Here is a 24857-nt window from a genome sequence, read left to right on the forward strand (position 1 = left end):
AGCGCTAGTAGAATAAAAATAATAGAACATCATTCTATGTATTATTCCATTGTATGTCAACATTGTGAAAGTGCACCATGTATAACTATCTGTCCAACCGATGCAGTTACCGACGGAGGTGTAAACAGCGAAAAATGTATTGGTTGCGGATTATGCGTAATGGCCTGTCCATTCGGTGCAATGACTTTCCAAGCAAGCGTTGCTGAAAAATGTAACCTCTGTGCTGACAGAGACGAAGGACCAGCATGTATTAAAGCATGTACTAAAAGAGCTATTACCGTAGTTGATCCCGCTAAAATCAAAGCTAAAAATCAGGAAAAATTCTTGGCTAAACTTGCAGGATTATACGAACCAGAAGGTAAGAAAAGTGGCTTTGTCCATGTAATTACAAGTCAAGCTAGAGCAAGACTTGTTTTAGAAGAATAAATAGAATTATGTTTAATTCAGGAAATTGTACAACATGTACAACCTGTGGAAGTTGTCAACAAACACCAACTGTTGACACTCCCCACTTATTTTGTATGAATTGCCAACCATCAGAAGCACCGTGCCTTTTGGCATGCAATGAAAATGCCGTTGAAGTTTTAGGAGGTGCCATAACCATTAACTGGGACAAATGCACCAGATGTAAAAAATGCGTGGAAGTTTGCCCGATTGATGTAATTAAAATTTAAATATCTTAAAATCCAAAAATAAAATTAATTAATTTTACAAGGTTTTTATTTTGATTACTAAAGATACAATTAGAGATACTGTTTATGAACTTTATAAAAAAGCTGTTATTGTTCTTGGCGAAGATGTGAAAAAATCTCTTGAAGATGCTCTTAAAATAGAAGAACATGACCTTGCAAGGTTAAATATTGAAGCTATATTAAAAAATATTGAACTTGCAGAAGAAAAAGGCATCCCAATGTGTCAAGATACAGGTCTGCCAGTTGTTTTTGTAAAATTAGGTAATGTGGAAGTTGAAGATTTGCAAGGAGGAATAGAAGAAGGTATCAAAAAAGCTACCTCAGAAATTCCAATCAGACCAAACATTGTAGACCCCCTCACACGTGAAAACACCAACATAAATGTTGGAGATTACATCCCCCCAATAGATATTGAACTGATTGATGAAGATTATCTTGAAATCACAATTTTACCAAAAGGATTCGGATCAGAAAACAATAACGCAATGAAAATGGCTCTTCCTGCAGAAGGAATTGAAGGAATAAAAAAATTCGTTGTGGAATCAGTTCTAAAAGCAAAAGGAAAACCCTGCCCACCTACAGTAATTGGTGTTGGAATTGGAGGAACATCTGATTTATGTCTAAAACTTGGTAAAAAAGCATTGCTTGGAAAAGTTGGTGAAAGAAACCCTGACCCACAATTAGCAAAATTAGAACAGGAAATTTTAGATGAAATCAATGCATCAGGCATTGGCCCAATGGGACTGGGTGGAAAGACTACTTCACTTGATGTGAAAATCTTGAAAGCCCATACACATACTGCAGGATTACCCGTTGGAGTTTGCGTCCAATGCTGGGCAGACAGACACGCAACTGGAAAAATATATGATGAATAGCTGGTTTAAAACCAACTATACTCTTTTTTAAAAAAAATAAAATTATCTGAAAGACCTTGGAGTAGTGGACCTTGGAATGTTTTCATGAAATTCAATTGAAACATCCATAATCTCCACGGAGATATCGCCAATTCTTTCGAAGGCTTTTATAACCCTAAACAAATAAATGAAATAATTTGAACGTTCCTTCTCATCAAAAGAACTTTCAGCCATTTGAGTTGCTATTAAATTAATAGATTTTGACTGAAGGATATGTATTGAGTCTTCAAGTTCCATCAAATCATCTTTTAATTCAGTTTTGCCTTCAATGAAAGATTTCATGGAAAGACGAATCATTTTTTGTGCAATTTTATACATCTTCTTTAACTTCTTAAAAATATTTTCGTCAATCTCATAAACATCATTAATTACAAATTTTGCAATATGTCCGCAATAATCCCCAATTCTTTCCAAATCATATGCAACTTCATTATAAAGCAGGGATTTTGAAAATTCAGAATGCTTATTAATACTTAAAATAGTTTCGACAGAAGTCCTAATCTTTTCCACCATATTGTTAGTGGCATAATCCATTTCCAAAGCACGTTCAGCCCGTTGTTTATCATATTCTAAAAAAGAATTAAAGGATTCTTCAAGTTGAGAGTGAACATGTTTTGCCATATTATCCAGCATGTCATTTACCAAAACATTACCTGAAGTTACCTTTGGACTCCTAACATAATCACTTAAAGATGAAGCAATTTTTTCATAAGTCTTTAAATCAATCATATAAGCCCTTTTAACAGTACCTTCCTTTACAAGAGGCTGTAATAACTGAGTAACATATCTTCTAGTAATACCCAACCTTTCAGCTATTTCATCCTGAGTAGAAGGATTCTCATATAGGATAAGATCCAATATATCCTTTAAAGTTTGGTCTTTCTTACTCATTACAACACCTTATTTCTTATATTCCTCAAGCAAATCATTTGATTCAAACTGTATGTTTTTAGAAGATCTGTTAATTTTTGATTCATGATTACTAATATCCCCTTTATTGGAAACACCGTTTGATTCATATTTTGTTTGAGGATTTTGCTTAGGAATATCCCTTTGGAATTTAGTAATTCTTGACTTGTGAGAAACATTATTGACTTGGGAATGATTCTCAACATTATGTGAAATTTTCCTTTTAAATGTGGTGTCGACAGGAGGTTTATTTCTAACTTTCACAACTCTCCTTCCGGGATGGTCAAAATCATTTCTATATGAAACATGATTCTCAGTAAAAATTTCTTCACCATCATCATTGGAAATCATTTTAGAATTATTATCTGACTCCCTAGCAGACATTAAAATCGCAATTATTACAAATACAAGTAAGAGCAATGTAATAACTGCAATTGGGAAATCAAAATATTCAAATATCGGACGATATAAATCAGTGATTCTGTTTCCAATATCTACAAAACCTCTAGCCAAAAATATCAAACCAATAACAGCAATAATTATTCCATGGATCTTTTTAACATTTTCAGGTTTTAAAATTAAAGGATAAACGCTTATGACTATTAACGCCAAACCTAAAATCTTATACAAATTATTATTAGCAAAATTTTGAAGTGAAAGATAAACATTTAAGAATGTTCCAGGCAATATATTCGCTTCTGCCAAAAAGGAACAAATTAATAATAATTGAATTAAAGCTATAACAATTAATGGAAATACATATGCAACATCCCATTCAAAATTATGTTTAATTGATACACCAGATACAGGTTTTTCAAGTGCTTCGGAAAGCATATTATAAAGAACTGAAGAGATAACAGAACCAATAACTGTACCGGCAACTCCCAGAACAGAAGTTAATACAGCAACAAAAGCTGAAATAAAACCAACTAATACTAATTTACGGTAATTCAAATTTTCACCTCGAAATACATTTAATTAAAATATACTATGATAATTTATATCGTAAATAATTTATTCTTTTAAGTATTTAAAGTATTGTTACTTCGGCAGGCAATTTTTAATATACCCATAAAATTTACATTAAATAGAAAGTATTATAAAAAATAGCTTAAAGCCTTAGGGGGGATTCGAACCCCCGACTTCCACCTTACCAAGGTGGCGCTCTACCGGCTGAGCCACTAAGGCATAATCGAGAATTAAAAAATTACAAAAAATACAAAATAGTGCAAGGGAAGGGATTCGAACCCTCGAAGGCCTATACCAGAGGATCTTAAGTCCTCCCCCTTTGGCCGCTCGGGCACCCTTGCATACAATACTTATATTTGATTACATCATATATAAATGTTTCCATTATAACATATATAATCAAAAAAATTTTACAAAATACAATATAATATTATTTAACAAAGTATATAAATATTAAGATATTTAAAACTAATTATATTAATAAAATTTAAAATCAAATAAAATGGTGTATTAATTGCAAATCGATATGGAAGAATGCGGAATTTGTGAAGATTGTATTGATGTATGTATGGAAGAAGCTATTTCAAAAAGAGCTTATAAAGTTGTTATTGACAATGATAAATGTGATTCATGCGGAGAATGCATTGATGTTTGTCCTGTCGGTGCAATATATGAAGATTAGCCAGGGTTGAACATGAAAAAGATTCTAAAAAAACTTTCATTGGTAGACTACATAATTATAATACTTGTAATATGCGCCGTTATTTTTGCGTTTATACATATTACAGCAGATGATTCATCACATACACAAAAAACTGCTTTTGATGCATCAACAATCAATAAAATACCAGACACTTATTTTCCAAATTATTTAGATGGAAATATAATGAAAGTAACCATTAACGGAATCAATGCCACAAATGGTGAAGAAGTTAATATGAATGGTACCTTGAAATGGATAGAAGACAATGGTGGAACCAACATTAAGATGCTGGTTGATTCCAATAACCAAACATATTTAGTGGGATTATACAAAAGCATTCCTGATGCGGATATTTATATAAATACCATTTCAATTGAAACAAATGGCACCAAATACGATAATTTGGTTGAATTCACATTAAAACCTATGAATGTGACTTCATTAAATGAGCTTGTAAGTAAAATTCCGAACAATACAAATTATGAAATTTCAACTGAGATTACTACAAATTCAATAGACGGAAGCAAGTTACAGGAAATATCCAACTTGATTAATGCAAAAGATAAAAGAACCTCTATAAAAAGCGGCGATCCAGGTACAAATACAAAATTGAAATTAACAAGATCAACTGAACAAAACATTAATGATGCAAATTCAATACTGGGCAGCATCAACGGACTTACTGACGATATTGTCATTAGGGTTTATGACTGTACTGACAATCAATTAAATGCCATTAAAAATAACTATGATGTAGTGAATATTAGAAATTTTTAAGTTGTGTAAAATATGAGCCTAATTTATTCAACAATAATTTCCATCGTGAATAGGATTAGTTATGAATTCCACAAATCATATCTATTCACAACCATTTTTTCCATTTTATCATTCTTAGAAACACAATGGGTCAACAGTTATTTTAAAAGATTTTATCCCAATGAAAATTTTCTAAGTATTTTAAATAGGAACTATATCATCAAAAACCATGTTTTTAATCCATTGGTTGTAATTTTATTATTCTCGATTTTTTTATTGCTGTCAATAAATTCAATAACCTCCAGTTTGGCAGTTACATTACTGATTGGATTTATCTCATTTTTTATTGGAGTTTCCATCATTGCAAAATTTTTACTCAACAACAGCAATAGAACTATAATCGAATTCAAAAGAGACGACATTTATTCACTTGGATTTTGTTTGATGCTTGTGAGCATAGTATTCTTCTTTATAAGCATTGCATCAGTTGGAGGAATTCCTATTTTAAAACCTTCAATCAGATATTTATTAAAACCAGCATTCACAATGCCTGTTTTTTTAATAATACCCGCAACTTCCTTGGTGGCCAGTTCATATCTAAAAGATTTTCAGATGAAAAAAATCACACGCTCACAAGTGAGATTTAGATTCTTATTTTTACTGGCAATTGACTGTGCAATATTATTAACTTTAGGTTATAGGACACCACTACTTGCAGCATTTCTCATCATAATTATCATAGGTTATTTTGGAAATATTGTTTCACCATGGGAAGTTGTGATTGGTGCATTAATTGGTGTAGGTGCAATCATAGGAATTGGTTATTTTAGGTCAGTTAAAGAGTTCACCATAACCACAGCAACAAACCCCCTAAACACATTACAAAACAGAGCAGATTTTACATTGCATGTTTTAAATTTACTTGATTTTCTTGGTGGCAATTTTGGCCTGACACATGGAAACCTACTGGCAAGCACAATTCCGGGAAGTGAACTGGGACCAAGAATGTTAGTTGGAAAACTAATCGCTTGGAGAAGTGAAGTAACAATAACACCAACATTAATCGGACAGATGGTTATTGATTTCGGTAAAGTTGGTGTTGCTGTGGAGATGTGCATTTTAGGTTTCGTTTTGGGAATCGGATTTAAAATTGTTCAAAAAACAAAAGATTATTTTTACATTGGGCTTTATAGTTTAATTTTAACATATTCCATTTTAGGAATCGAAACAGGAATATTAGATGTTCAAGTAATTGGATACTTCATAATAGCTATTTTTATTTATGCAATTTATATCGTTAAAGCAAAAAATTAATTACTTTTTTTATCCCCCAAGTATTACAATAACTTAAGAATAATACTAAAAAGTATTACTTTAATAACATTTATATAGGGTTATATCATTAAAATATTAAATGTCAAGTTATATTGAGTAAGTATTACGCATTAAATTTAATAATAATACCTAAAACTTGATATTTACATAAATAAATAAAAATAAATCTAAATTAGTAATACATACATTATAAATAAAAAACAAAAAAGTATTACTTTAAATTTTGGAGGAGAATAAATTGCATATACCAAACGGATTTATTCCTATCACACAATGTATAGTATATTATGTTATTTTGATTGTTGCATTGTACTTTTCTGTGAGATGGGCTAGAAACAACCTTGATGAAAAACGTATCCCCCTTTTAGCAGTATTGGCGGCAGGTATCTTTGCAATCATGTCCATGAACATACCTATTCCCTTCGGTACCAGTGGACACATGGTTGGAGGAGCATTAGTAGCTATCGTATTTCTTGCACCTGAAGCAGCAGTATTGGTATTCACCATCGTGTTATTAATCCAGGCATTAATCTTTGGAGACGGAGGAATTACAGTACTGGGAGCAAACGTATTGAATATGGCAATTATTGGAGGATTTGTAGGATTGTACACCTTCAAAGGATTGCAAGGAATCGTTGGAAAATACCCTGCTGCAGGAGTTGGAGCATGGTTAGCTACTGTAATTGCAGCACTGGCATGTGCGGTTGAACTGGCAATTGCAGGAACATTCCCAATAACTATCGGAATTCCATCCATGGTATTATACCACGTATTTATCGGAATAATCGAAGCTATTCTAACTGTTATTGTTCTTGCAGCGTTGGACAAGTTCAGACCGGATTTACTCGTATGGAACAGAGGAGATGCATAAAATGGAACAGAAAGATAAAATTCTCATCATTGCAGCGGCTGTCATATGTATTGTGATTGCATGCTTATCACCATACATTGCATCCAGCAATCCAGACGGTCTTGAAAAATCTGCAGAGGACTCCGGACTTGCAGAAGATTTTTCAGTAGAAAAAATTAACGGCATCCCCGATGCAGTCCTGCCGGATTATGCATTTGCAAATGATCCTGAAAATCAGCCGTTACAAATTGTCGCACTGATAATCGGCATAATTGTAACACTGGGATTAGGATATGCCGTTGCCACAATAGTTAAAAGTAGAAATTAAAATTATTAATTTCTATTTTCCTTTTTTTTTAAAAAATAATTGAAATTCATTAAAATTAACATAAGGAAATAATAATATATTACAAATTTTTAATATTAAACTAGTGAATTAACATGGCAGACATAACACAGATAATAAGATTTGATGATTTGGCCTCAAAAGAAAGTCCAATACATAACCTTGAAGGCAGGATAAAACTAATATCAACAATTCTTATTACCGTTGTTTGTGTTGTTTCACAAGAACTTTTTATTCCAATAGTACTGGAGTTATTTTTACTTATATTATTTAAAATAGCTGATTTATCATACATTGATTCATTTAAACGATTATTGATGTTGCTTCCATTTGGAGGGGCAATCATAATTTTTCAACCGTTTATACAACCAGGAACTATCATCTGGAGATATTCATGGTTGACAGTGACAGATGTCGGGCTGAATTGGGCAATCCTATTATTGGCCCGTATGATTGTGACATTAACAGTGGTAATTCTCTATTCATCAACTACACCTCTTCAGGAAATGGCAAGTTCTTTTAGAAAACTAAAAATGCCAAGGGATTTGGCTATGATTTTATCAATTATGGTCAGATTTTTATTTTTATTTGTGGACGAACTTGCAGCAATACGCAAAAGTCAAAAATCAAGAAATTTCAATATTCATGCTAAAAATATTTCATATAAATGGAGAGTTAAACAGGTTGGATATACTGTAGGCATGATGTTTTTAAAGGCATATGAACAGGGAGAACGAGTTCATAAAAGTATGGTGAGCCGAGGATTTTCAGATACATCAGAAATGTTCAATGAAAAGAAATCCCCTGAAAAAAGCGATTATATATTCTTAATTTCAATTATAATAATTATACTCATATTAGAAATTCTGCTATTCAAATTCAGTGGACAATTAGGATATATTGGCCAGAACTTATCAATAAATTAGAGGTTTAAAATGACAGACATTCATCTAGAGACAAAAAATTTATCTTTTACATACCCCGACGGTACACGGGCTTTAAAAAATGTCAATATACAGGTCAAAAAAGGGGAAAAGATAGCTATCATCGGACCCAACGGTGCCGGTAAATCAACATTGTTCTCTCATTTCAATGGTTTAACCGAACCAACATCAGGACATGTTGAAATAGATGGTGAAAAAATAGTTTTTGAACGTGAAGAACTGCTTAAAGTAAGACAGAAAGTAGGAATTGTATTTCAAGATCCAAATGACCAGTTATTTGCACCTACCGTAAAAGAAGATGTTGCATTCGGACCTATGAATTTAGGTCTTGAATATGAGGAAGTTAAAAAAAGAATTGCAGAATCTCTAGAAATGGTTGGAATGAGCGGGTTTGAAGATAAGACACCGCATCACTTAAGTGGAGGTCAGCAAAAAAGAGTGGCCATTGCAGGCATTGTAGCGATGATGCCAGACATAATGATTCTGGATGAACCTACAGCTGGTCTTGACCCTGAAGGTGTTGATAAGGTACTTGACATCCTAAATAAACTTAACAGTGAAGGAATGAGTATTGTAATTTCATCACACGACATAGAAATGGTAAACGAATTTGCAGATAGAATTTTTGTTTTATATGATGGTGAAATTATAGCCCAAGGAGACAATCATCAGATATTTTCAAATAAAGAATTATTAAAAAAAGCTCATCTAAAAGCACCAGTAACTACAGAAATATTATATAAACTAAAAGAAAACGGATTAAATGTAGATACTGAAAAATTAAGTATTGAAGAAACAGTAAAAGAAATATTAAAAGCTAAAAATATTTAATTTGTAGCTTTTCTTCTATTTTTAATTTTATCTTTGAGTTTGGTAATGAATTCAAATTCCTCTTCGAGTTCAGGATGATTTCCAAAACCACAGTTTGGACAATGAACCTGATTGCAGTTATCATGCTTACCGCAACTTGAACATCCACGGTTTTCCAAAGCATTTTCATCAAACTCGAAACCGCACATACGACATTTCATAATAACACCGCTAAAAAAAAATAGTTAAAAAAATAATAAAAAACATTGAAGTTATTCTACTTCAATATTTTTAGCTTCTTCTTTACGAAGACAAATATCGTATCCTTTTACACTCATTTCAATAGGATCTCCTAAAGTAGCTACTTTTTTAATTTTAATTTGAGCTCCTTTAACAAAACCCATACCTAATAAATGTCTTCTTAAACCCACATCACCAGTTTCATGATATTTAACTAAAGTGACTGTTTCACCAGGTTTTGCATCATTTAATGTTTTCATACTATCACCACGATAATTAAAAAATAAATTTTTAGGTATACAAAACTTTGTACAACCTAATATATAAATATTTAGTTATAACTAAAAATTTGAAAAAATGATAATTAGCAAAAACTAATTATCATAGATTGTATTTATCCAAATCCAGCCAATAAACCAACATTGTAGATTAATAAAGATACAATGTATGCAGTCACTAAAGTAATACCTGCCATGGTCAATGGCCATTTCCAACTGTTGGTTTCCTGTTTGATTGCACCGATAGCTGCGAAACAAGGCACATATAATAAACAGAATGCCATAAATGAATATGCAGACAATGGAGTGAATATATTATGAACTAAAGCTTTCACACCTTCTTCATCATCTTCTTCCAAACCACCTAATGTACCGAATGTGGATACAACAACTTCTTTAGCAACTAAACCGGTGAGGATAGCAATACCAGCTTGCCAGGTACCGAAACCTAATGGTGTGAAGACAGGTGCAATTGCAGTACCAATAATACCTAATACACTGGCTTGAGATCCGTATTCTACACCGAATGGCAAGTAACTTAAAATCCAAATTATAATTGCTGAAGCTAGAATAATGGTTCCCGCTTTTCTTAAGAATCCTTTTGTTTTATCCCAGGTATGTAATAATACACCTTTTACGGATGGAACCTTATATGTTGGAAGTTCCATAACAAATGGAGCAGACATTCCTTTAAACATAGTTCTTTTGAGTATTCCTGCAACAATAAGAGCCACAACAATACCTAATAAATATATAGATAATAAAATTAAACCTTGGTTTGCTACAAAGAATGCACCAATGAAAATGGAATAAATTGGCAATCTTGCAGTACATGACATGAACGGAATAAGCATCATGGAAAGTAAACGGTCAGATTCGTTTTCCATAGTTCTTGTTGCCATTACAGCAGGCACTCCACAACCGAATCCTAAAATCATAGGAATGAAAGCTTTACCGTGAAGACCTACTAAAGAATGCATGATTTTATCTAATGTAAATGCAGCCCTTGCCAAGTATCCACTGTCCTCCAATATGCTTAAGAATAAGAACATGAGAATAATTTGTGGTAAGAACACAAGTACTCCACCTACACCACCAATAAGACCGTCTTGGAGGAATGAACCTAACATTTCATTTCCAACAGCTCCTGCCAAGTATTCACCTAACCATGCAAACCAACCGTCAATAAAGTCAACGAATGGAGTTGCAATTGTGAAAGTTAACTGGAACAATAAGTACATTATAATAATAAAAATAGGAATCGCTAAAATTCTGTTAGTAACAATATTATCTATTTTATCAGTAGTGGTTTCTTTTTCTACCGCTGGCCTTTTAACAGCTTCAGCCATTAAACCGTCAATAAATGCATATCTTGCATTCGCAATAACTTCTTCAGCACCTTCTTTATAAACATCATTAAGGTGACTTGCTACTTTATCAACTTCAACCATAATCTGAGAACTTTTACTTGATGCTTGAACTTTTTCGATTACGATTGAATCCTTTTCCAACAATTTTACTGCAGTCCAAACTGAAGGAACATCCATCAAGCTACTGTCCTGTTCGATCAATTCCTGTATAGTAGACAAATGTCCTTTAATCTCATTACCATAAGATAATTTTTCACTTGAGTCTACAGGATTTTTAGAAGCCTTTTCCACAGTTGTCAACAATTCTTCAAAACCGTCTTTGGTTTTTGCGTTAATCTCAACAACAGGGAATCCTAAAAGTTCACTAATCAATTTAATATCAATGATGTGATCTTTTTTCTTTGCAAAATCGTTCATATTAAGAGCCATTACCAAATTAGCTCCCAACTCCATCATTTGAACTGTGAGATATAAATTACGTTCCAAATTAGCAGCATCAACTACATTAATAATCACATCAGAGTCATCATCCACAATGAAATCACGAGAAACAATTTCTTCCATAGAATGAGCACTTAATGCATAGTTACCAGGCAAATCGACAACATCATAATCATAACTACCATGTGAAAAATGACCTTCAGCTCTTTCAACAGTCTTACCAGGCCAGTTACCTACATGTTGGCGCATACCAGTTAATTGATTGAATACAGTAGTTTTACCCACGTTCGGGTTTCCTGCTAATCCTACAATTAATTCTGTCATTAACCATTCTCCCTTTATTTAACATCGATAAACAACATTTCTAATGCCGTTTATTACTAAAAAAATTATTTTCTAGTTTAAGTCTAGACCCGAATATTAAAAATTAGGTTAACCTAAACATAATTTAGTATTTATTTTTATGATATATAAATATTTAGGAATGCCAAAATAATAAAAAATTAGGCATGCCTAAAAAATCGAAAGATTTATATACTGTCATCACCAACATTTAAAACGAGTGATGAAATTTAGGCATACCTAAATTTATGTCTAAACATTACTTTAAAACAAAACATATATTAGTCAAACAATATACAATCTCCGAAAATATAAAATAGGATATTGAATTAGCTTTTCTCAATTTTCTAATTCGATGTCAAAGGAAAATTACTGCCGAATTTTCCTAAAAAACACAATTGGTGTTTAACCTCCTCCATATATTAAACACCAATTACATCCCTTTTTTTAAAAATATTATTGATTAAGGCCCCTCGCCGTCATATGTTGAGGCATCATCATAAATTTCTTCATCCCAGTAATTATCTTCAATGTAATCATCGATTTTCTGATTCAGTCCCCAATTGTGATTGTCATAATATGTATAGGGATTAAATGACGATGAAGAAGAGGAAGAGTGACCATTGAGAGTTACAGTTTCAGTTTTTGCAGCAGAATTATACTTAGAATCACCATCAAACTTGACCTCAACATCATAAGTTCCACGATCATACTTTAAACGAATTATTTTACCATAAGGTTTGTATTCCCATTTATAATTACCGTTTTGATCAGTGATTTTATAGTGAATAGTGCCCTTACTTGAAATAGCCTTTCCATGACTGTCAAACAGTTTAATTTCAATGAATCCCCCATCAATTGCATACTTATCATCAGCATTAATTTTTATCTTCACTTTTTCCTTTGCAAATGCCGGGCATGCAAGCAACAGACAGATACAAACAAACCCAAATAAAATGATTATTTTCCTTTTCATGAAAACAACTCCTTTGTGAATATATTGTTATTAATGACTAATATATTAATTGTTGTATAAATCAACATTTATATATCATGATTACAAATAATTATATGGTGATAAGATTGATAGAATACGAAGATATAATGAAAGATTCCCCTTATTTGATTTGTTATCTAATTTCCTTGACTAAGACACACGATTTTTACATAAACAAGCACATCAAGAATGAAACCGAAATTTTACCAAGTCAATATTATATGTTACTATTCTTATATCATGAAATGGGCACCAATCAATCCGACATTGCAAAAGCATGTTTAATGGATAGAAGTGGAGTTTCAAGAGCATTTAAGGATTTTGAAGAAAAAGGATTGATAACAAGAGAAATTAATGAAAACAATAAAAGAGCATATAAAATCCAATTAACAGAAAAAGGAATCGAAACTGCCCAATTTTTAGAAAAAAAAGAAAAAGAATGGGACAAAATGATTCAGGAAGAATTAAATATTTCCCGAGAAGATTTATATAAACTCTTATCAAAAATTTCATTAAAATCACTGGAGTTCAACAGAACACAATTTTAATTAGACAACACCCCCATCACCCACCAATTTTATTTTAAAATCAATTTTATCAATCTACCTAAATTTTTAAAACTAGAGATAAAAATTAATTATTAATTCAACAAAGCTTAAATTATAGTTTAAATAATTAATAGCTATGATAGAATTAGTTATTGCTTGTTTCATAGGCATATTAATTGGAACAACTACAGGAATGATACCTGGAATACATGTTAACACGGCAGGAGCAATTTTATTTGCATCATCAAGTTTTTTATTGACCTTCCTATCACCCGAATTTCTTTGTGTCTTAATGGTTGCAATGTCAATAGCCCATGCATTAATCGAATTCGTTCCTTCAATGCTTTTAGGAGTCCCCCAAGAAGGAACAGCAACATCAATACTCCCAGGGCACAGAATGGTTTTGCAGGGAAGATCAAAGGAAGTTATAAGAATCGTTTCAGTTGGAGGATTTGGAGCAATTATAGTTACAATACTAATGCTCCCAATTTTTGCGATAGCTCTTCCGATAATGCACGACATAACTAAGCCTTTTACATGGATTATCCTACTTGTTGCATCTGTCTATTTAACATACAGTTTAACAAGTTCCACAAGAGATTTTTTATGGTCTCTGCTTCTTTTTGTTCTTTCAGGAATTTTAGGATGGATTATTTTTCAAACCCCTATTTCATCAGGAGTATCCCTTATGTGCACTTTTTCAGGACTTTTCGGAATAAGTACCATATTGTTCAGCTTGAATGATTCATCAACTATCCCCCATCAAAACAAATTTTATGAACTGAACTTGGATTTTAACAAATTCAAAAGCATATTTGCAGGCGGAATTACAGGAGCAATATTAGGTTTTCTTCCGGGTTTTGGCCCTGCACAAGGAACAGTGATAGCACAGGCGGCAAGTGGTGCAAATGACAATGACGATGATGATACCGTTAATTTTTTACTTGCAACATCAGGATTGAATATTTCAGATTGCCTATTCTCTTTGATTGCAATTTACATAATTGGAAATCCGAGAAGTGGTATCGCAGTATATATGTCCTATCTGATTTCTGAAATGAGCCTGAACCATCTGGCAATATTTATTTTTGCATCTTTAATAGCAGTGTCCGTTTCATTAGTACTATCATTAAAATTAGGCGATTCTTTTTCAAAACTAATGGGGGGTGTTGATTATAAGAAATTATCCATAGGCGTAATTTTACTTCAGATATTAATTTTATACATATTCATCTTTTATTATCAAGCTCCCTTTTTTTACATGACCTTAGCTCTGATTACATCAACAGCAATGGGAATGTTGCCCCACTACATAGGCGTTGGAAAATCACATTTAATGGGAATTTTAATCATTCCAGCAATTGTCATTTATATGCAGATGTTTATTTAGGTGATAACATGAAAAAAAGCTTAAAAAAATATATAGACTATTTGATTTGAATATAAACAACATTGAAAGAAATAAAGTAATTTTATGGGAAAAGATTATATTTCTACCAACATTACAATATTTAAAACTAAATAAATTTATTACCTGCGAAAAAGAAATTAAATTAATTAATGAGAAATTAAACTCAAAAAATTAAAATATATCGAAGTAAATGATTTTAACAAGTTTCCATATAAAATTGAAGAATATTTATCCTCATTAACTGATGAAATATCTTCATACCTCCCGAAAATACAGACATGCAAAGTGTTAATTATATACTTTATGAAATTTTAAGAAATATTTATAAACATTCAAAATTTAAAAATGCATATATTCAAATAAATTATTATAGAACTATACAAAATTTTGACATTTGCATAATTTATGACAGTATTGGAATTCCAGGAAGTTTTAGTGAATCTGCCATAAAATATGAGCAAGATGATGAATGTATTTACAATGCAATTAACGGCAAAACAATAGATAAAGAAAAATTCAATCTACATGGTAGAGGATTAAATTCAAGTGTTAGAATAACAACATTAAGATTTAAAGGAGAAATGTTAATAGCTTTGGGAAAAGGAATCTGCATTATAAATGAACATGGTGCGGAAACTTATTTAAATAAAAATAAAATGCAAGGAACTTTTATTGTAATGAGAATAAATAATAAAAAAATAGACAATCTATGAATATTTAAAATATGAAAGATAAAATAATTCTTGAAAAAACTTATTCAAAAAAGTTAGGTATGGGACCAACTGCAAAAAAAAATATTCACTGATATCAATAACAAAACAGAAGTAATATTAGATTTTAAAAATATTGAATTCATGAGCAGATCATTCGCTCAAGAATATATTTTCCAAAAACATACTTCAAACACGAAAATAACTGAAATAAATATGTCAAATTCAATCAAACAATTATTGAATATAGTTTCTGAAGATTTTGAAAAAACATGTTTATAACATCTAGATAATCAATACATTATTCGCTATTCTTTCTGCTTTTTTGGTAATTTCAGAAATATCCGAAGAAGGAAATGCATCAATTACACATAAATCCAAATCTTCAACATCCAAATCTTCAACATCCAAATCTTCAAATGATTCGTTGAAAATTTCAAAACTGTCCTCCAAGCCATTTATCTTCAAATTCTCTTTCAATGTTTCAACCATTTCAGGATTTATATCATTGAAAATAACTTTTTCAAAACCGTATTTCAGCAAATAAATTCCAATAGCTCCCAGACCACACATTGCATCAATGGCCACACCTTTTTTAACATTGTTGTTCTCCAGATAATTATGCAGCTGAACCAACTTTTGCTCAGTGGTGACAGCAACCTCAATATGATGTTTTGACTGATTTTTAACAAGAATTATCTTCTCGTTGATTAATGTTCTCATCACGTTTATCTGTGTGTCGTCCCCTTCAAGAATTTCAAAATGATAAACTTCAGAACCTCTATCGAATACTCCGACAGTATCCTGAGGACTTCCTTTCAAAACACATGCAACTTCCGAAACTTCTCCCATCAGTCTTGATGCAACATCTTTTGTGAAATCATGATGCAGCAATATCAAACTGTTTTTATTTAAAAATTGTGGATTTAAACTGCTGTAATAAAATTTAGATAAAGGTACTGGAGAATTACGTCTTAATGTAGCTTTTTCAGGGACAATTTCCTCTTCAATCATGATTTTTAAAATATGGGCCATCACAATATCGATTGGTCTTTTACCACATCCACATCTTTTAAAATCGTCACAAAGTTTGTCAAAATCATCATAATCTTTAATTGGTGAGAATTTTTTAATCTGTATATCCCGACATTCTCCGCATTCCCGAATATCTTCAATCCTCTTTTCTAAATTTTCTTTACTTAACATTAAAAGCACCACATTTGTATTATATTTAAAGTATTGTTCTAACTAAGTAATTATGATTTGTATAGTAATAAAAATTTATTAATATGTAATACTAATTTTTTATATAGAAAAACAGACCGGAAGGTTTTAAAAATGAAAACAAAAGAAGAATTTATCAATAATGAACTTATACCACAATATAACATCCCAAAACAAAATTATACTCCCAAGGAAAAAATTCTTTTAAATGAAATTCGTGAAAATTTAGTTGATTTAGCTATATCATCCGGTGAAAATTTCCTAATAGATGAAGAAAAACTGTTAAATGACATAAAGATATTTTTATTCAATAGATTGCGCGAAGAAAATCAAAATACAAAAGTGACAAATGAATATTTAGACAATCTCTCAAGCAAGTTACTCAGAGATATAATCGGTTACGGCAAAATTGATTCACTGCTCCAAGATGATGAACTGGAAGAAATAATGATAATAGGAATCAACAAACCCGTTTACGTGTACCATAGGAAATATGGAATGATGAAAACCAACATCAAATACACAAATGAACAGGAACTAACAGAATTAATTGATTCAATGGCCCGACAGATTAACCGAAGAATTGACAAGGAATCCCCAATTTTAGACGGCAGACTAAGCGATGGTTCCAGAATCAATGCTACAATCCCACCAGTCTCTGCCGACGGCCCATCACTTACAATCCGTAAATTTAAAAAAGACCCCTTAACCATCATTGATCTGATTAATTCAAAAACAATTTCTTTAGAACTGGCTGCATTTTTATGGATATGCTTTGACGGCCTAGGAGTCAAGTCTGCAAATGCAATAATTTCCGGAGGAACAAGTTCCGGAAAAACAACAACATTAAATGCCATTTCATCTTTTATAAATCCAAAAGAAAGAATCATTACAATCGAAGATACGTTAGAACTTCAGATTCCACAGGAACATGTAATTAGGATGGAAACCAGACCTGCAAATGTTGAAAACAAAGGAGAACTGACAATGAATGACCTTGTTAAAAATTCCCTCAGACAACGTCCCGACAGAATAATTGTTGGAGAGGTAAGGGCTGAAGAAGCAATTACATTATTTACCGCCCTGAATACTGGACATTCCGGATTTGGAACACTTCATTCAAACAGTGCACGGGAAACAATTACAAGATTGACAACAAATCCTATGTCAGTACCGAAAATAATGATTCAGGCAATTGACTTCATCATAATGCAAAAAAGAATTTATACCTCCACAGGAGTATCATATAGACGAATAAGTGAAGTTGCCGAAGTTGTCGGCTCTGAAGATGGAGTGATACAATTAAATAAGATATTTGAATGGAATCCTGAAACAGACAGAATTGACAATGTCAGCATAACAAGCAGAACGTTGACACAAATTGCAAATTTGAGTGGACAGTCATTATATGAAATAAATAAAGAAATTGAAAATCGAGAATTGGTTTTAAAACATATGATAAGTCATAACTTACATACTGAAAATGATGTTAAGGGAATTCTGGAGTTGTATTATGCAAACCCCCAAAAAGTCCTAAATAGAATTATTTTAAATAGGTGATATTATTTTTAAAAGATTTTTTATCGCAATTGGTGGAATTTTTTTGTTTTCAGCGAATCTTTTAAAAAATATTTCACTGAAAAGCATTTTTACAAAAAAAGAAAATAAAAAAAATGAAGTAGACTTCAAAATATTTACAAGGTTTATGCCTGAAGACAACAAGAAAACAAAAAAGCAAAATGACGAAAAATTTGATGAAATTAGAGATATGCTAATTGAATACCTGCTGGATAAAAAAATCATTTTGGCATTAATCGTATCTTTAATTTTAATAACTCATTTTGCTGGTTTTGAAATTGGCGGAATATATTTAACAGTCCTTTCAATGATTTACATATTTTTCATATATTATCCTCAAATTAAGCAAACAAACAGTTATAACGATTTAAATCAGGACCTTCCCTATGCATTAAGACATATGGGGATTGAATTAAAATCAGGAAAAGGTCTTCATGATACATTATTGACAATCAAGAATTCCAATTACGGCTCATTATCACGGGAATTCACACGAGTACTTGAAGAGGTGAAATACGGGAAACCAACAGAAGAATCTCTTTTGGATATGTCGCACAGAGTGAATTCTGAGGGTCTTAATCGAACAGTGCATCAGATAATAGGTACCTTAAGGGTTGGGGGCAATTTAGCTGACAGTTTAGATGTTATTGCAAAAGATATTTCATTTGAAACACAGATTAAATTAAAGGAATATTCACAAAAATTAAATTCATTCATTCTAATTTATACTTTTATAGCAATATTGGCACCCGTCATCATATTAATAATGCTCATGGCAGGTTCAACAGTCATGGGCGATGTGATTTCAGGAAATTTACTCCTGTTAATTTATTCACTATTTTTCCCACTTGTAGTACTGCTAATGGGAATCCTGATAAAAAAATTAGAACCTAAAATTTAAAAAAAAAAGAAAGGAATTTAGCCAAAGAAGCTTTCAATTCCTTTTGATGCTAACAAACCAACAAAAGCACCTTGTTCATCCATAATAATATTTCCTTTTGAATATTGATCCATTGCAGCATTAATCATTGCAGACTTTGTAGAAGGATCTTTTGCCTTTCTGGCAGCTGCTTTAACAATATCCATTACTGCATCACCTCTGGATACACCCTGACCCCAATCTTCTTCACGAATGATATCTATAGCACTTGCAGTAGTATTGGTACCATTTATTTCCAACGGTCCTGCGGCCTTAAGTATAGCATCAAGTGCCTGAGTGTTAATTGCCACAACATTGTCGATTGACTCATTGGTACGGTATTCAACAATTTCCTTTGCGAGTTTCATACCTTTCGCATTATCTGAATCATGAAAAGCATCGTGCATCAGTAGTACCGATCCTGCGCCTTGTTGTTGATACTCTTGAGGTTCGGTAGCATTCGGATGAGTCATTCCACCAGGATAAAATGGTGTGTAATTCTTTAAACTACCATTTTCCAACCTAACAATGAAAGCCATATCACAAGCACCCATTCCTGGCCTATCTTCACTTTCATCAATAGCGCAAACCAATATACTCTTATAACCTTTAGTCAATTCAGAGTTAGATCCTATGTAAAATACGCTTCCAATTATGGCCGCCAAACCAATAAGAACAACAATCAAAATTATTATAATAATTTTTTTTGCCCTATTCATACTTTTACCTACTAAAATTTTAAACAAAAGTGAATATTTATATTTATTTTATTATACTTAAATTTTAGTAAAAAATGCTTAAAAAATAACTTAAATAATGAATAAAATTTCAAATAAAAATAAACTACTAAACAATAATCATTTTGAAAAAAATTCAATGCAAAAAAGAGATAATTTTGGTGTTTATTGTTTGAGGAGGTTAAACACCAAAGACTTTTTTGGAAAATTTTTGGCAGAAGAATTTTCCAAGAGAGTATATTAAATTAGAAAATTGTGGAAACTAATTTAATATTTTATATATTTTTGGAGATTGCATATTATCCGACTGACAATGAATAATATGTTTTGGGAGTAATGTTTGAGACACAAATTTTGGTGTGCCTAATTTTACATCACTATGTATTAGTTAGTAAGTAATAGTATATAAAGGTTTCGGTATTTTTTAGGTAAACCTAAATATATATTACATCCCATATCACACATGTTATAATATATCACGTGTTATATAACAGATAGTATAAACTAGTATATAAATATATTGATAATCTTAAAAATAAAAAAAATAGTTAGAGAAAATCCCTAACGTCTAATTATTAAAATTGTTTTTAAAGTATCCTTATAGTAATTTACAGTCATAACATATTTCTTACCCACAGCAAGCTTTTTAATAATACCATTCTTAACTATGAATTTAGCAATGCCCTTGTAGTTTGTCTTTGCAGTGAATTTCAAACCATTAATTTTTAAAGTTACAACTTTATTTTTAATGACTTTACCTTTCAAAGCAACCTGATATATCAAATTAGATGATTTTTTAACGATTACCAGTTTTTTAGCAACAAGAGGCTGTTTAACAACAACATTATTTGACTCAACGGCAACACCATATTTTATGGTAATCTTATATGTTCCAGGAGTTACGAGATATGGAATTCTGAAAGATGCAATTCCTTTTGCATTGGTTTTGACTTTGTAAGTCTTTTTATTAATATTAACCAATACAACTTTATTTTTTAATGGAGTTTTACAATCGTCACCCAGAAGGATGAAATTATATCTTGTTCCATCGAAATAATACATTTGTATATTCTTATTTGCGCTGAATCTTGAATAAACTGTAATGGTTCTTTTAGCCACCTGTCCTGTCTTAGGATTTGTAATGGTGATTGTCTTTTTGGAAGTTAATTTTTTAAATGGAATAGTTATGAATCCTTGTGAATCAGTCTTACAAATACTTGTTTTCCCATTGATGCTAACTTTAACATTGGTATTTTTTAAAACTGCACCATTAGTATCAACCAACTTAATTTTGTAATTATAGTTACTGCCATAAGCCCTAATCACATTAGATGCCACTACAGTATTTTTAACAACAACCTTATTGAGTATGGAAGTTTTATTGTAAGTGGTTGTAATTTTATAAGTGTTAGGATTTAAATTGACTGGAAGTTTTGCAACACCCTTATCATCTGCAACAATTTTAGTTTTAACACCGTTGACTTCAAAAATTACTTCCACACCTGCACCCACATTAGCTGTAAATGCAGTTTTATCCCCATAATATTTGACCAGATCGTCTGTAACTCCCAAATCATCAAATGTATAAACTTTCAAAACAGCTACAGAACCTTGTGAATATAAATCTACCCACAATCCTTCTCCATAACCCATAAATGAAATACCTTTCTGATCATGAAGTCTGCTGGATGATACGAAAGGCATTTTATTTTTAAATACAACTCTGAATTTATCTCCTTTTTTAATTTGGACAAATTTAGTGAGGGGAATGGTAGCGTAACCTCTAAATTCGGAAATACCCTTTTGTGAATACATTTCAACATCATTTACATATATTGAAAACTGATAGCTGCTTCCGGTTTTATTGAAATATGTTCCAACAGCTGAAATTAAGCCATCCTTTTCAGCCACATAAATATTCTGATAAGCAGGTATGTCAAAAACAGAAAAAACTCCTGAAATATCATGCTGATAGTTCATATCATAAGTGTTGTTGTTTTTTATTGCAAATGCAATAGGGTCGATTTGAGTGGCAAATGTTTTATCATAATAAGAGATGTAGAAAAATCCGTTTTCACCCCATTGTGTTCCCCAGCTATTTTGGACTATGAATGCACCATCACCAGGAGGAGAAAATATGAAATTGCTTTTTGAATAGTTATCATCCCATCCAACCACACAGACACTGTGAGTTGCTTCATGGTCTCCTAAAGAGTAATATTGAGCATGTGTATTATCATTGTAGTTTAAAACACTATGGTCTGCATAATATGCCACTTCCACAGCACCATATTTTAATATGGCCTCTTTAATCTTGTCGTTGTCTTGAACATTTTTTCTATGAGGAATATTAACAACATCAAAAATATGCAAATCATCAGGCGTGATGATTAAAGGAGATATCTTTCCAAGTTCGTCATAAACATCATATTCTGAAGGGGATATTCCCAGCCAACTCATTAAATAAAATGCCGGAATCATACCATTTGCACCTTCGGTAACTTCTAAAATTCCATATTTGGAATACTGTAACATTGAATTTTTCATATTGTTTACAGAAAAGTTATATCTGATATTTGTATATCTAATCAAAGAAGACTGTAAAGCCCCCATAGCACCAAATGCCCAACAGGCCCCCATAAGACCTTGATCTAAAACAGGAGTTGTAAAATTGTATTTTCTCAAATCAAATGAAGCAGGAAGTTCATCAAAAATAATTGTATTGTTTAAAATTTTGAAATTGAGCTGGCTTCCCTCGACATTTGTTTCAAAATTCTTATTGTCTAAAGATTTAATATCATCATTGAATTTATTTCCATTATCAGTGATTTTTTTCAAAAAGACTGCATAGATACTTGTTCCATTTGCAGACGGATTGTTGAAGTAATTATTGTTTAAAATCAATGTAGCATCATAAGCATAAATTGATGAAGCCTGAGTTGCAGAATTGTTTTCGAAGTGAGATGAATTTATTGTAAGTGTTCCCCTATCATAGTAATATGCTCCACCATTTGAAAACCCTTCAGTTAAAGCATGATTTGAAGTGAAATTTGAATTTAAAATAGTTACCCTAGCATTAGAAGAATATATTGCACCTCCATCATATACTGCATTATTGGATACGAACTTAGAGTTATTAACAGTCAGTGTTCCTCCCAAGTAAAGAATTGCACCGCCAAATTCAGATGAACAGTTAATGAATCTGCAATTGTTAATTGAAACTTTTCCAAGACTGAATATATCCTCTGAAGAAGTATCTACAAAGACTGCACCCGCATTTTTGCTGGAAGCAGTATTGACAAAGTTACAGTTTTCAATAGTAATCAACTGTGAAAAATCTTTAATACCAATTGCACCTGCAGTGACCTTAGCAGTTAAATCAGTGAAATTACAGTTTTTAATTTCACCTTTACTTTCCCTTGCACATATTGCAGGTGTGTATTTTGAAGTGATATTTTCAAAGGAAGTGTTTATGATTGCCATTTGGGAATTGGATAAATAGACCAGACCCCAATATAATTCCTTATTAGAACAAAAAGATCCATTATTTAAGTTTAAAGTACTTTTTGCATCAATATGCATTGCAGATCCCCTGTCTGCATAATTATCTATAAATTTATCATCAATACTGGAGTAATGAGTACCTTGAGTTGAAACTGCACCACCCCTGCTTGCTAGATTATTTTCAAAAACACAATTGTTTGTAGTTACATTGGAATTTTTAACAAAAATCGCAGAATTATTGGAATTTCTAAAAATAAGATTATTAATAATTATACTTGAATTAGTTATATCAAAAATTCTTGATTTGTTATTAGCGTCAATACTATGATAATTTCCATTAATAACTATGGTTTTATCCTTTATTTTTATTCCAGAAGCATAATTTTTATCATATTGATCATTGAATTTATAATCGCTACCCATATTCCATTCACTGCCGGCACTTGAAATGTTATTGTCCAAATCTGCAAATGTTTTACTAGTTACACTAGAATTAGACAGTACACTCTCATCGGCAAGACTTATATCTGATTCACCAGTTTGATTTGCATCCTGAGCACAAACTGCAGAGATAGAAAAAATAAATATGACCAATAGAATTAAACATATTCTATTAAATTTCAATATATCCCCACCATTTTAATTCACTATTTTATATTTATTTTAAACAAGTATAAAAAAATATTGAAATTAATAAAACATGATTAAAATGAAAAAAAAACTCTGAGAATAAACATTATAAAAAAAAGTTTTTAATAAAAATAAAAAAAAATGAAAAATAAATCCCAAAAGGGATTTACTGTTAATGTTACTTATGAAGGTAATGAAAATTACACAGATAACAATACAACACAGAAAATAACTATCAAAGAAGAAGATAAATAAACACAAAAAACAAGTTCTGCTTCCTCTTATAAAAACAGAACCAGTATATGATGGTCGAACTGTATCTTATAAATATGGTCAACGGAGTGTTTATATTGAATCAGGTGAATTCTTTATTGATCCAACATAGGATTCCTCATATCAAACAGTTTAGTTAATGGATATTAGTAGATTAACCATTATGAATAAACCTATTTTTATACGCACTTTTCCTGCTATCCTGAACGATTTATATTTTACATGCTTTGAAATGTGAATGCAATATTTTTAATTGTTTATGCAAGAATTGCTGCACTTATGGTGGTCAAAAATTTTTGTGTATTTTTTTGTAAATGGATAGTTATATTAATATCAGTTTATCTGCCAATAGAAAATTAAATAGTTTAACCCGATTTGGAAAAACTATTGGTATACTTTTGAGCGGTCTTCAATACGTCCAATATAA

Annotated in this window: 25 protein-coding genes and 2 tRNA genes; 16 read left to right on the forward strand and 11 right to left on the reverse strand. The window is 31.4% G+C overall.

Features of this window, described 5'->3' with window-relative positions; all coding sequences use genetic code 11:
* The 3 genes from Q0P94_RS07770 to Q0P94_RS07780 all read left to right on the forward strand — a co-directional run.
* Nucleotides 1–426: 4Fe-4S dicluster domain-containing protein (locus Q0P94_RS07770; protein ID WP_295115383.1), on the forward strand; the 426-nt coding region annotated here is incomplete at its 5' end.
* 8 nt (nt 427–434) lie between these two features.
* Nucleotides 435–674 (forward strand): 4Fe-4S binding protein, encoded by a 240-nt coding sequence (locus tag Q0P94_RS07775; RefSeq protein ID WP_295115385.1) that lies wholly within the window; start codon nt 435–437, stop codon nt 672–674.
* Between the two features lie 50 nt (nt 675–724).
* Nucleotides 725–1567 (forward strand): fumarate hydratase, encoded by an 843-nt coding sequence (locus Q0P94_RS07780; RefSeq protein ID WP_295115387.1) that lies wholly within the window; start codon nt 725–727, stop codon nt 1565–1567.
* Nucleotides 1568–1609: 42 nt separating this feature from the next.
* Here the strand turns inward: Q0P94_RS07780 and Q0P94_RS07785 are convergent, their stop codons facing one another.
* The 4 genes from Q0P94_RS07785 to Q0P94_RS07800 all read right to left on the reverse strand — a co-directional run bounded on the left by Q0P94_RS07785 (nt 1610) and on the right by Q0P94_RS07800 (nt 3825).
* Nucleotides 1610–2497 (reverse strand): phosphate uptake regulator PhoU, encoded by an 888-nt coding sequence (locus Q0P94_RS07785; protein WP_295115388.1) that lies wholly within the window; start codon nt 2495–2497, stop codon nt 1610–1612.
* 9 nt (nt 2498–2506) lie between these two features.
* On the reverse strand, nt 2507–3469 hold the full coding sequence (locus Q0P94_RS07790) for a hypothetical protein (RefSeq protein ID WP_295115389.1): 963 nt from the start codon (nt 3467–3469) through the stop codon (nt 2507–2509).
* A gap of 161 nt (nt 3470–3630) precedes the next feature.
* A tRNA-Thr gene (locus tag Q0P94_RS07795) sits at nt 3631–3703 on the reverse strand.
* A 39-nt stretch (nt 3704–3742) separates the two neighbouring features.
* Nucleotides 3743–3825, reverse strand: a tRNA-Leu gene (locus tag Q0P94_RS07800).
* A gap of 173 nt (nt 3826–3998) precedes the next feature.
* Here Q0P94_RS07800 and Q0P94_RS07805 point away from each other — a divergent pair.
* From Q0P94_RS07805 to Q0P94_RS07835, 7 genes are all read left to right on the forward strand, one after another.
* Nucleotides 3999–4166, forward strand: a complete 168-nt coding sequence (locus Q0P94_RS07805) for a 4Fe-4S dicluster domain-containing protein (RefSeq protein ID WP_295115391.1) — start codon at nt 3999–4001, stop codon at nt 4164–4166.
* Between the two features lie 12 nt (nt 4167–4178).
* Nucleotides 4179–4964, forward strand: a complete 786-nt coding sequence (locus Q0P94_RS07810) for an adhesin (RefSeq protein WP_295115393.1) — start codon at nt 4179–4181, stop codon at nt 4962–4964.
* A 12-nt stretch (nt 4965–4976) separates the two neighbouring features.
* Nucleotides 4977–6257: an oligosaccharide repeat unit polymerase family protein gene (locus tag Q0P94_RS07815; protein ID WP_295115395.1), complete on the forward strand. Its 1281-nt coding sequence runs from the start codon at nt 4977–4979 to the stop codon at nt 6255–6257.
* A gap of 259 nt (nt 6258–6516) precedes the next feature.
* Complete coding sequence (gene cbiM, locus Q0P94_RS07820; protein WP_295115397.1) at nt 6517–7149, forward strand: cobalt transporter CbiM; 633 nt, start codon at nt 6517–6519, stop codon at nt 7147–7149.
* Between the two features lies 1 nt (nt 7150).
* Nucleotides 7151–7456, forward strand: coding sequence for a PDGLE domain-containing protein (locus Q0P94_RS07825; RefSeq protein WP_295115398.1), 306 nt, complete (start codon nt 7151–7153; stop codon nt 7454–7456).
* Nucleotides 7457–7569: 113 nt separating this feature from the next.
* Complete coding sequence (gene cbiQ, locus Q0P94_RS07830) at nt 7570–8400, forward strand: cobalt ECF transporter T component CbiQ (protein ID WP_295115400.1); 831 nt, start codon at nt 7570–7572, stop codon at nt 8398–8400.
* A gap of 9 nt (nt 8401–8409) precedes the next feature.
* Complete coding sequence (locus Q0P94_RS07835) at nt 8410–9249, forward strand: energy-coupling factor ABC transporter ATP-binding protein (protein ID WP_295115402.1); 840 nt, start codon at nt 8410–8412, stop codon at nt 9247–9249.
* Here Q0P94_RS07835 and Q0P94_RS07840 read toward each other — a convergent pair.
* The 4 genes from Q0P94_RS07840 to Q0P94_RS07855 all read right to left on the reverse strand — a co-directional run bounded on the left by Q0P94_RS07840 (nt 9246) and on the right by Q0P94_RS07855 (nt 12875).
* Entirely contained in the window at nt 9246–9449 is a 204-nt protein-coding gene (locus tag Q0P94_RS07840) for a hypothetical protein (protein WP_295115403.1), read from the reverse strand. The two genes, Q0P94_RS07835 and Q0P94_RS07840, sit on opposite strands and share 4 nt — an antisense overlap.
* A gap of 51 nt (nt 9450–9500) precedes the next feature.
* A complete protein-coding gene (locus Q0P94_RS07845; protein WP_295115404.1) occupies nt 9501–9728 on the reverse strand; it encodes a FeoA family protein in 228 nt (75 codons plus the stop codon).
* A gap of 134 nt (nt 9729–9862) precedes the next feature.
* Nucleotides 9863–11881 (reverse strand): ferrous iron transport protein B, encoded by a 2019-nt coding sequence (feoB, locus tag Q0P94_RS07850; RefSeq protein ID WP_295115406.1) that lies wholly within the window; start codon nt 11879–11881, stop codon nt 9863–9865.
* A gap of 481 nt (nt 11882–12362) precedes the next feature.
* A complete protein-coding gene (locus tag Q0P94_RS07855; protein WP_295115408.1) occupies nt 12363–12875 on the reverse strand; it encodes a hypothetical protein in 513 nt (170 codons plus the stop codon).
* A 107-nt stretch (nt 12876–12982) separates the two neighbouring features.
* Here Q0P94_RS07855 and Q0P94_RS07860 point away from each other — a divergent pair, with 107 nt between their 5' ends.
* The 4 genes from Q0P94_RS07860 (at nt 12983) to Q0P94_RS10515 (ending at nt 15847) form a co-directional block, all read left to right on the forward strand.
* Nucleotides 12983–13444: a MarR family winged helix-turn-helix transcriptional regulator gene (locus Q0P94_RS07860; protein ID WP_295115410.1), complete on the forward strand. Its 462-nt coding sequence runs from the start codon at nt 12983–12985 to the stop codon at nt 13442–13444.
* A gap of 136 nt (nt 13445–13580) precedes the next feature.
* Nucleotides 13581–14834 carry a tripartite tricarboxylate transporter permease gene (locus Q0P94_RS07865; RefSeq protein ID WP_295115411.1) on the forward strand — a complete coding sequence of 418 codons (1254 nt, stop codon included), beginning with the start codon at nt 13581–13583 and terminating at the stop codon, nt 14832–14834.
* A gap of 299 nt (nt 14835–15133) precedes the next feature.
* Nucleotides 15134–15568 (forward strand): hypothetical protein, encoded by a 435-nt coding sequence (locus tag Q0P94_RS07870; protein WP_295115412.1) that lies wholly within the window; start codon nt 15134–15136, stop codon nt 15566–15568.
* Between the two features lie 81 nt (nt 15569–15649).
* Entirely contained in the window at nt 15650–15847 is a 198-nt protein-coding gene (locus Q0P94_RS10515; protein ID WP_367270227.1) for an STAS-like domain-containing protein, read from the forward strand.
* A gap of 3 nt (nt 15848–15850) precedes the next feature.
* Here the strand turns inward: Q0P94_RS10515 and Q0P94_RS07875 are convergent, their stop codons facing one another.
* Nucleotides 15851–16771, reverse strand: a complete 921-nt coding sequence (locus tag Q0P94_RS07875) for a methyltransferase domain-containing protein (RefSeq protein ID WP_295115413.1) — start codon at nt 16769–16771, stop codon at nt 15851–15853.
* Between the two features lie 132 nt (nt 16772–16903).
* Here Q0P94_RS07875 and Q0P94_RS07880 point away from each other — a divergent pair, with 132 nt between their 5' ends.
* Both Q0P94_RS07880 and Q0P94_RS07885 read left to right on the forward strand, forming a co-directional pair.
* Nucleotides 16904–18349 carry a CpaF family protein gene (locus Q0P94_RS07880; protein WP_295115414.1) on the forward strand — a complete coding sequence of 482 codons (1446 nt, stop codon included), beginning with the start codon at nt 16904–16906 and terminating at the stop codon, nt 18347–18349.
* 43 nt (nt 18350–18392) lie between these two features.
* Nucleotides 18393–19268 carry a type II secretion system F family protein gene (locus Q0P94_RS07885; RefSeq protein ID WP_295115416.1) on the forward strand — a complete coding sequence of 292 codons (876 nt, stop codon included), beginning with the start codon at nt 18393–18395 and terminating at the stop codon, nt 19266–19268.
* 17 nt (nt 19269–19285) lie between these two features.
* On the opposite strand, the gene Q0P94_RS07890 is transcribed toward Q0P94_RS07885, so the two are convergent.
* Nucleotides 19286–20005, reverse strand: coding sequence for a DUF4012 domain-containing protein (locus Q0P94_RS07890; protein ID WP_295115418.1), 720 nt, complete (start codon nt 20003–20005; stop codon nt 19286–19288).
* 579 nt (nt 20006–20584) lie between these two features.
* Nucleotides 20585–24151, reverse strand: coding sequence for a C1 family peptidase (locus tag Q0P94_RS07895; protein ID WP_295115421.1), 3567 nt, complete (start codon nt 24149–24151; stop codon nt 20585–20587).
* Nucleotides 24152–24857: the final 706 nt, after the last annotated feature.

Origin of the sequence: uncultured Methanobrevibacter sp. (genome assembly GCF_946184425.1) — an archaeon.
Taxonomy (GTDB): domain Archaea; phylum Methanobacteriota; class Methanobacteria; order Methanobacteriales; family Methanobacteriaceae; genus Methanocatella.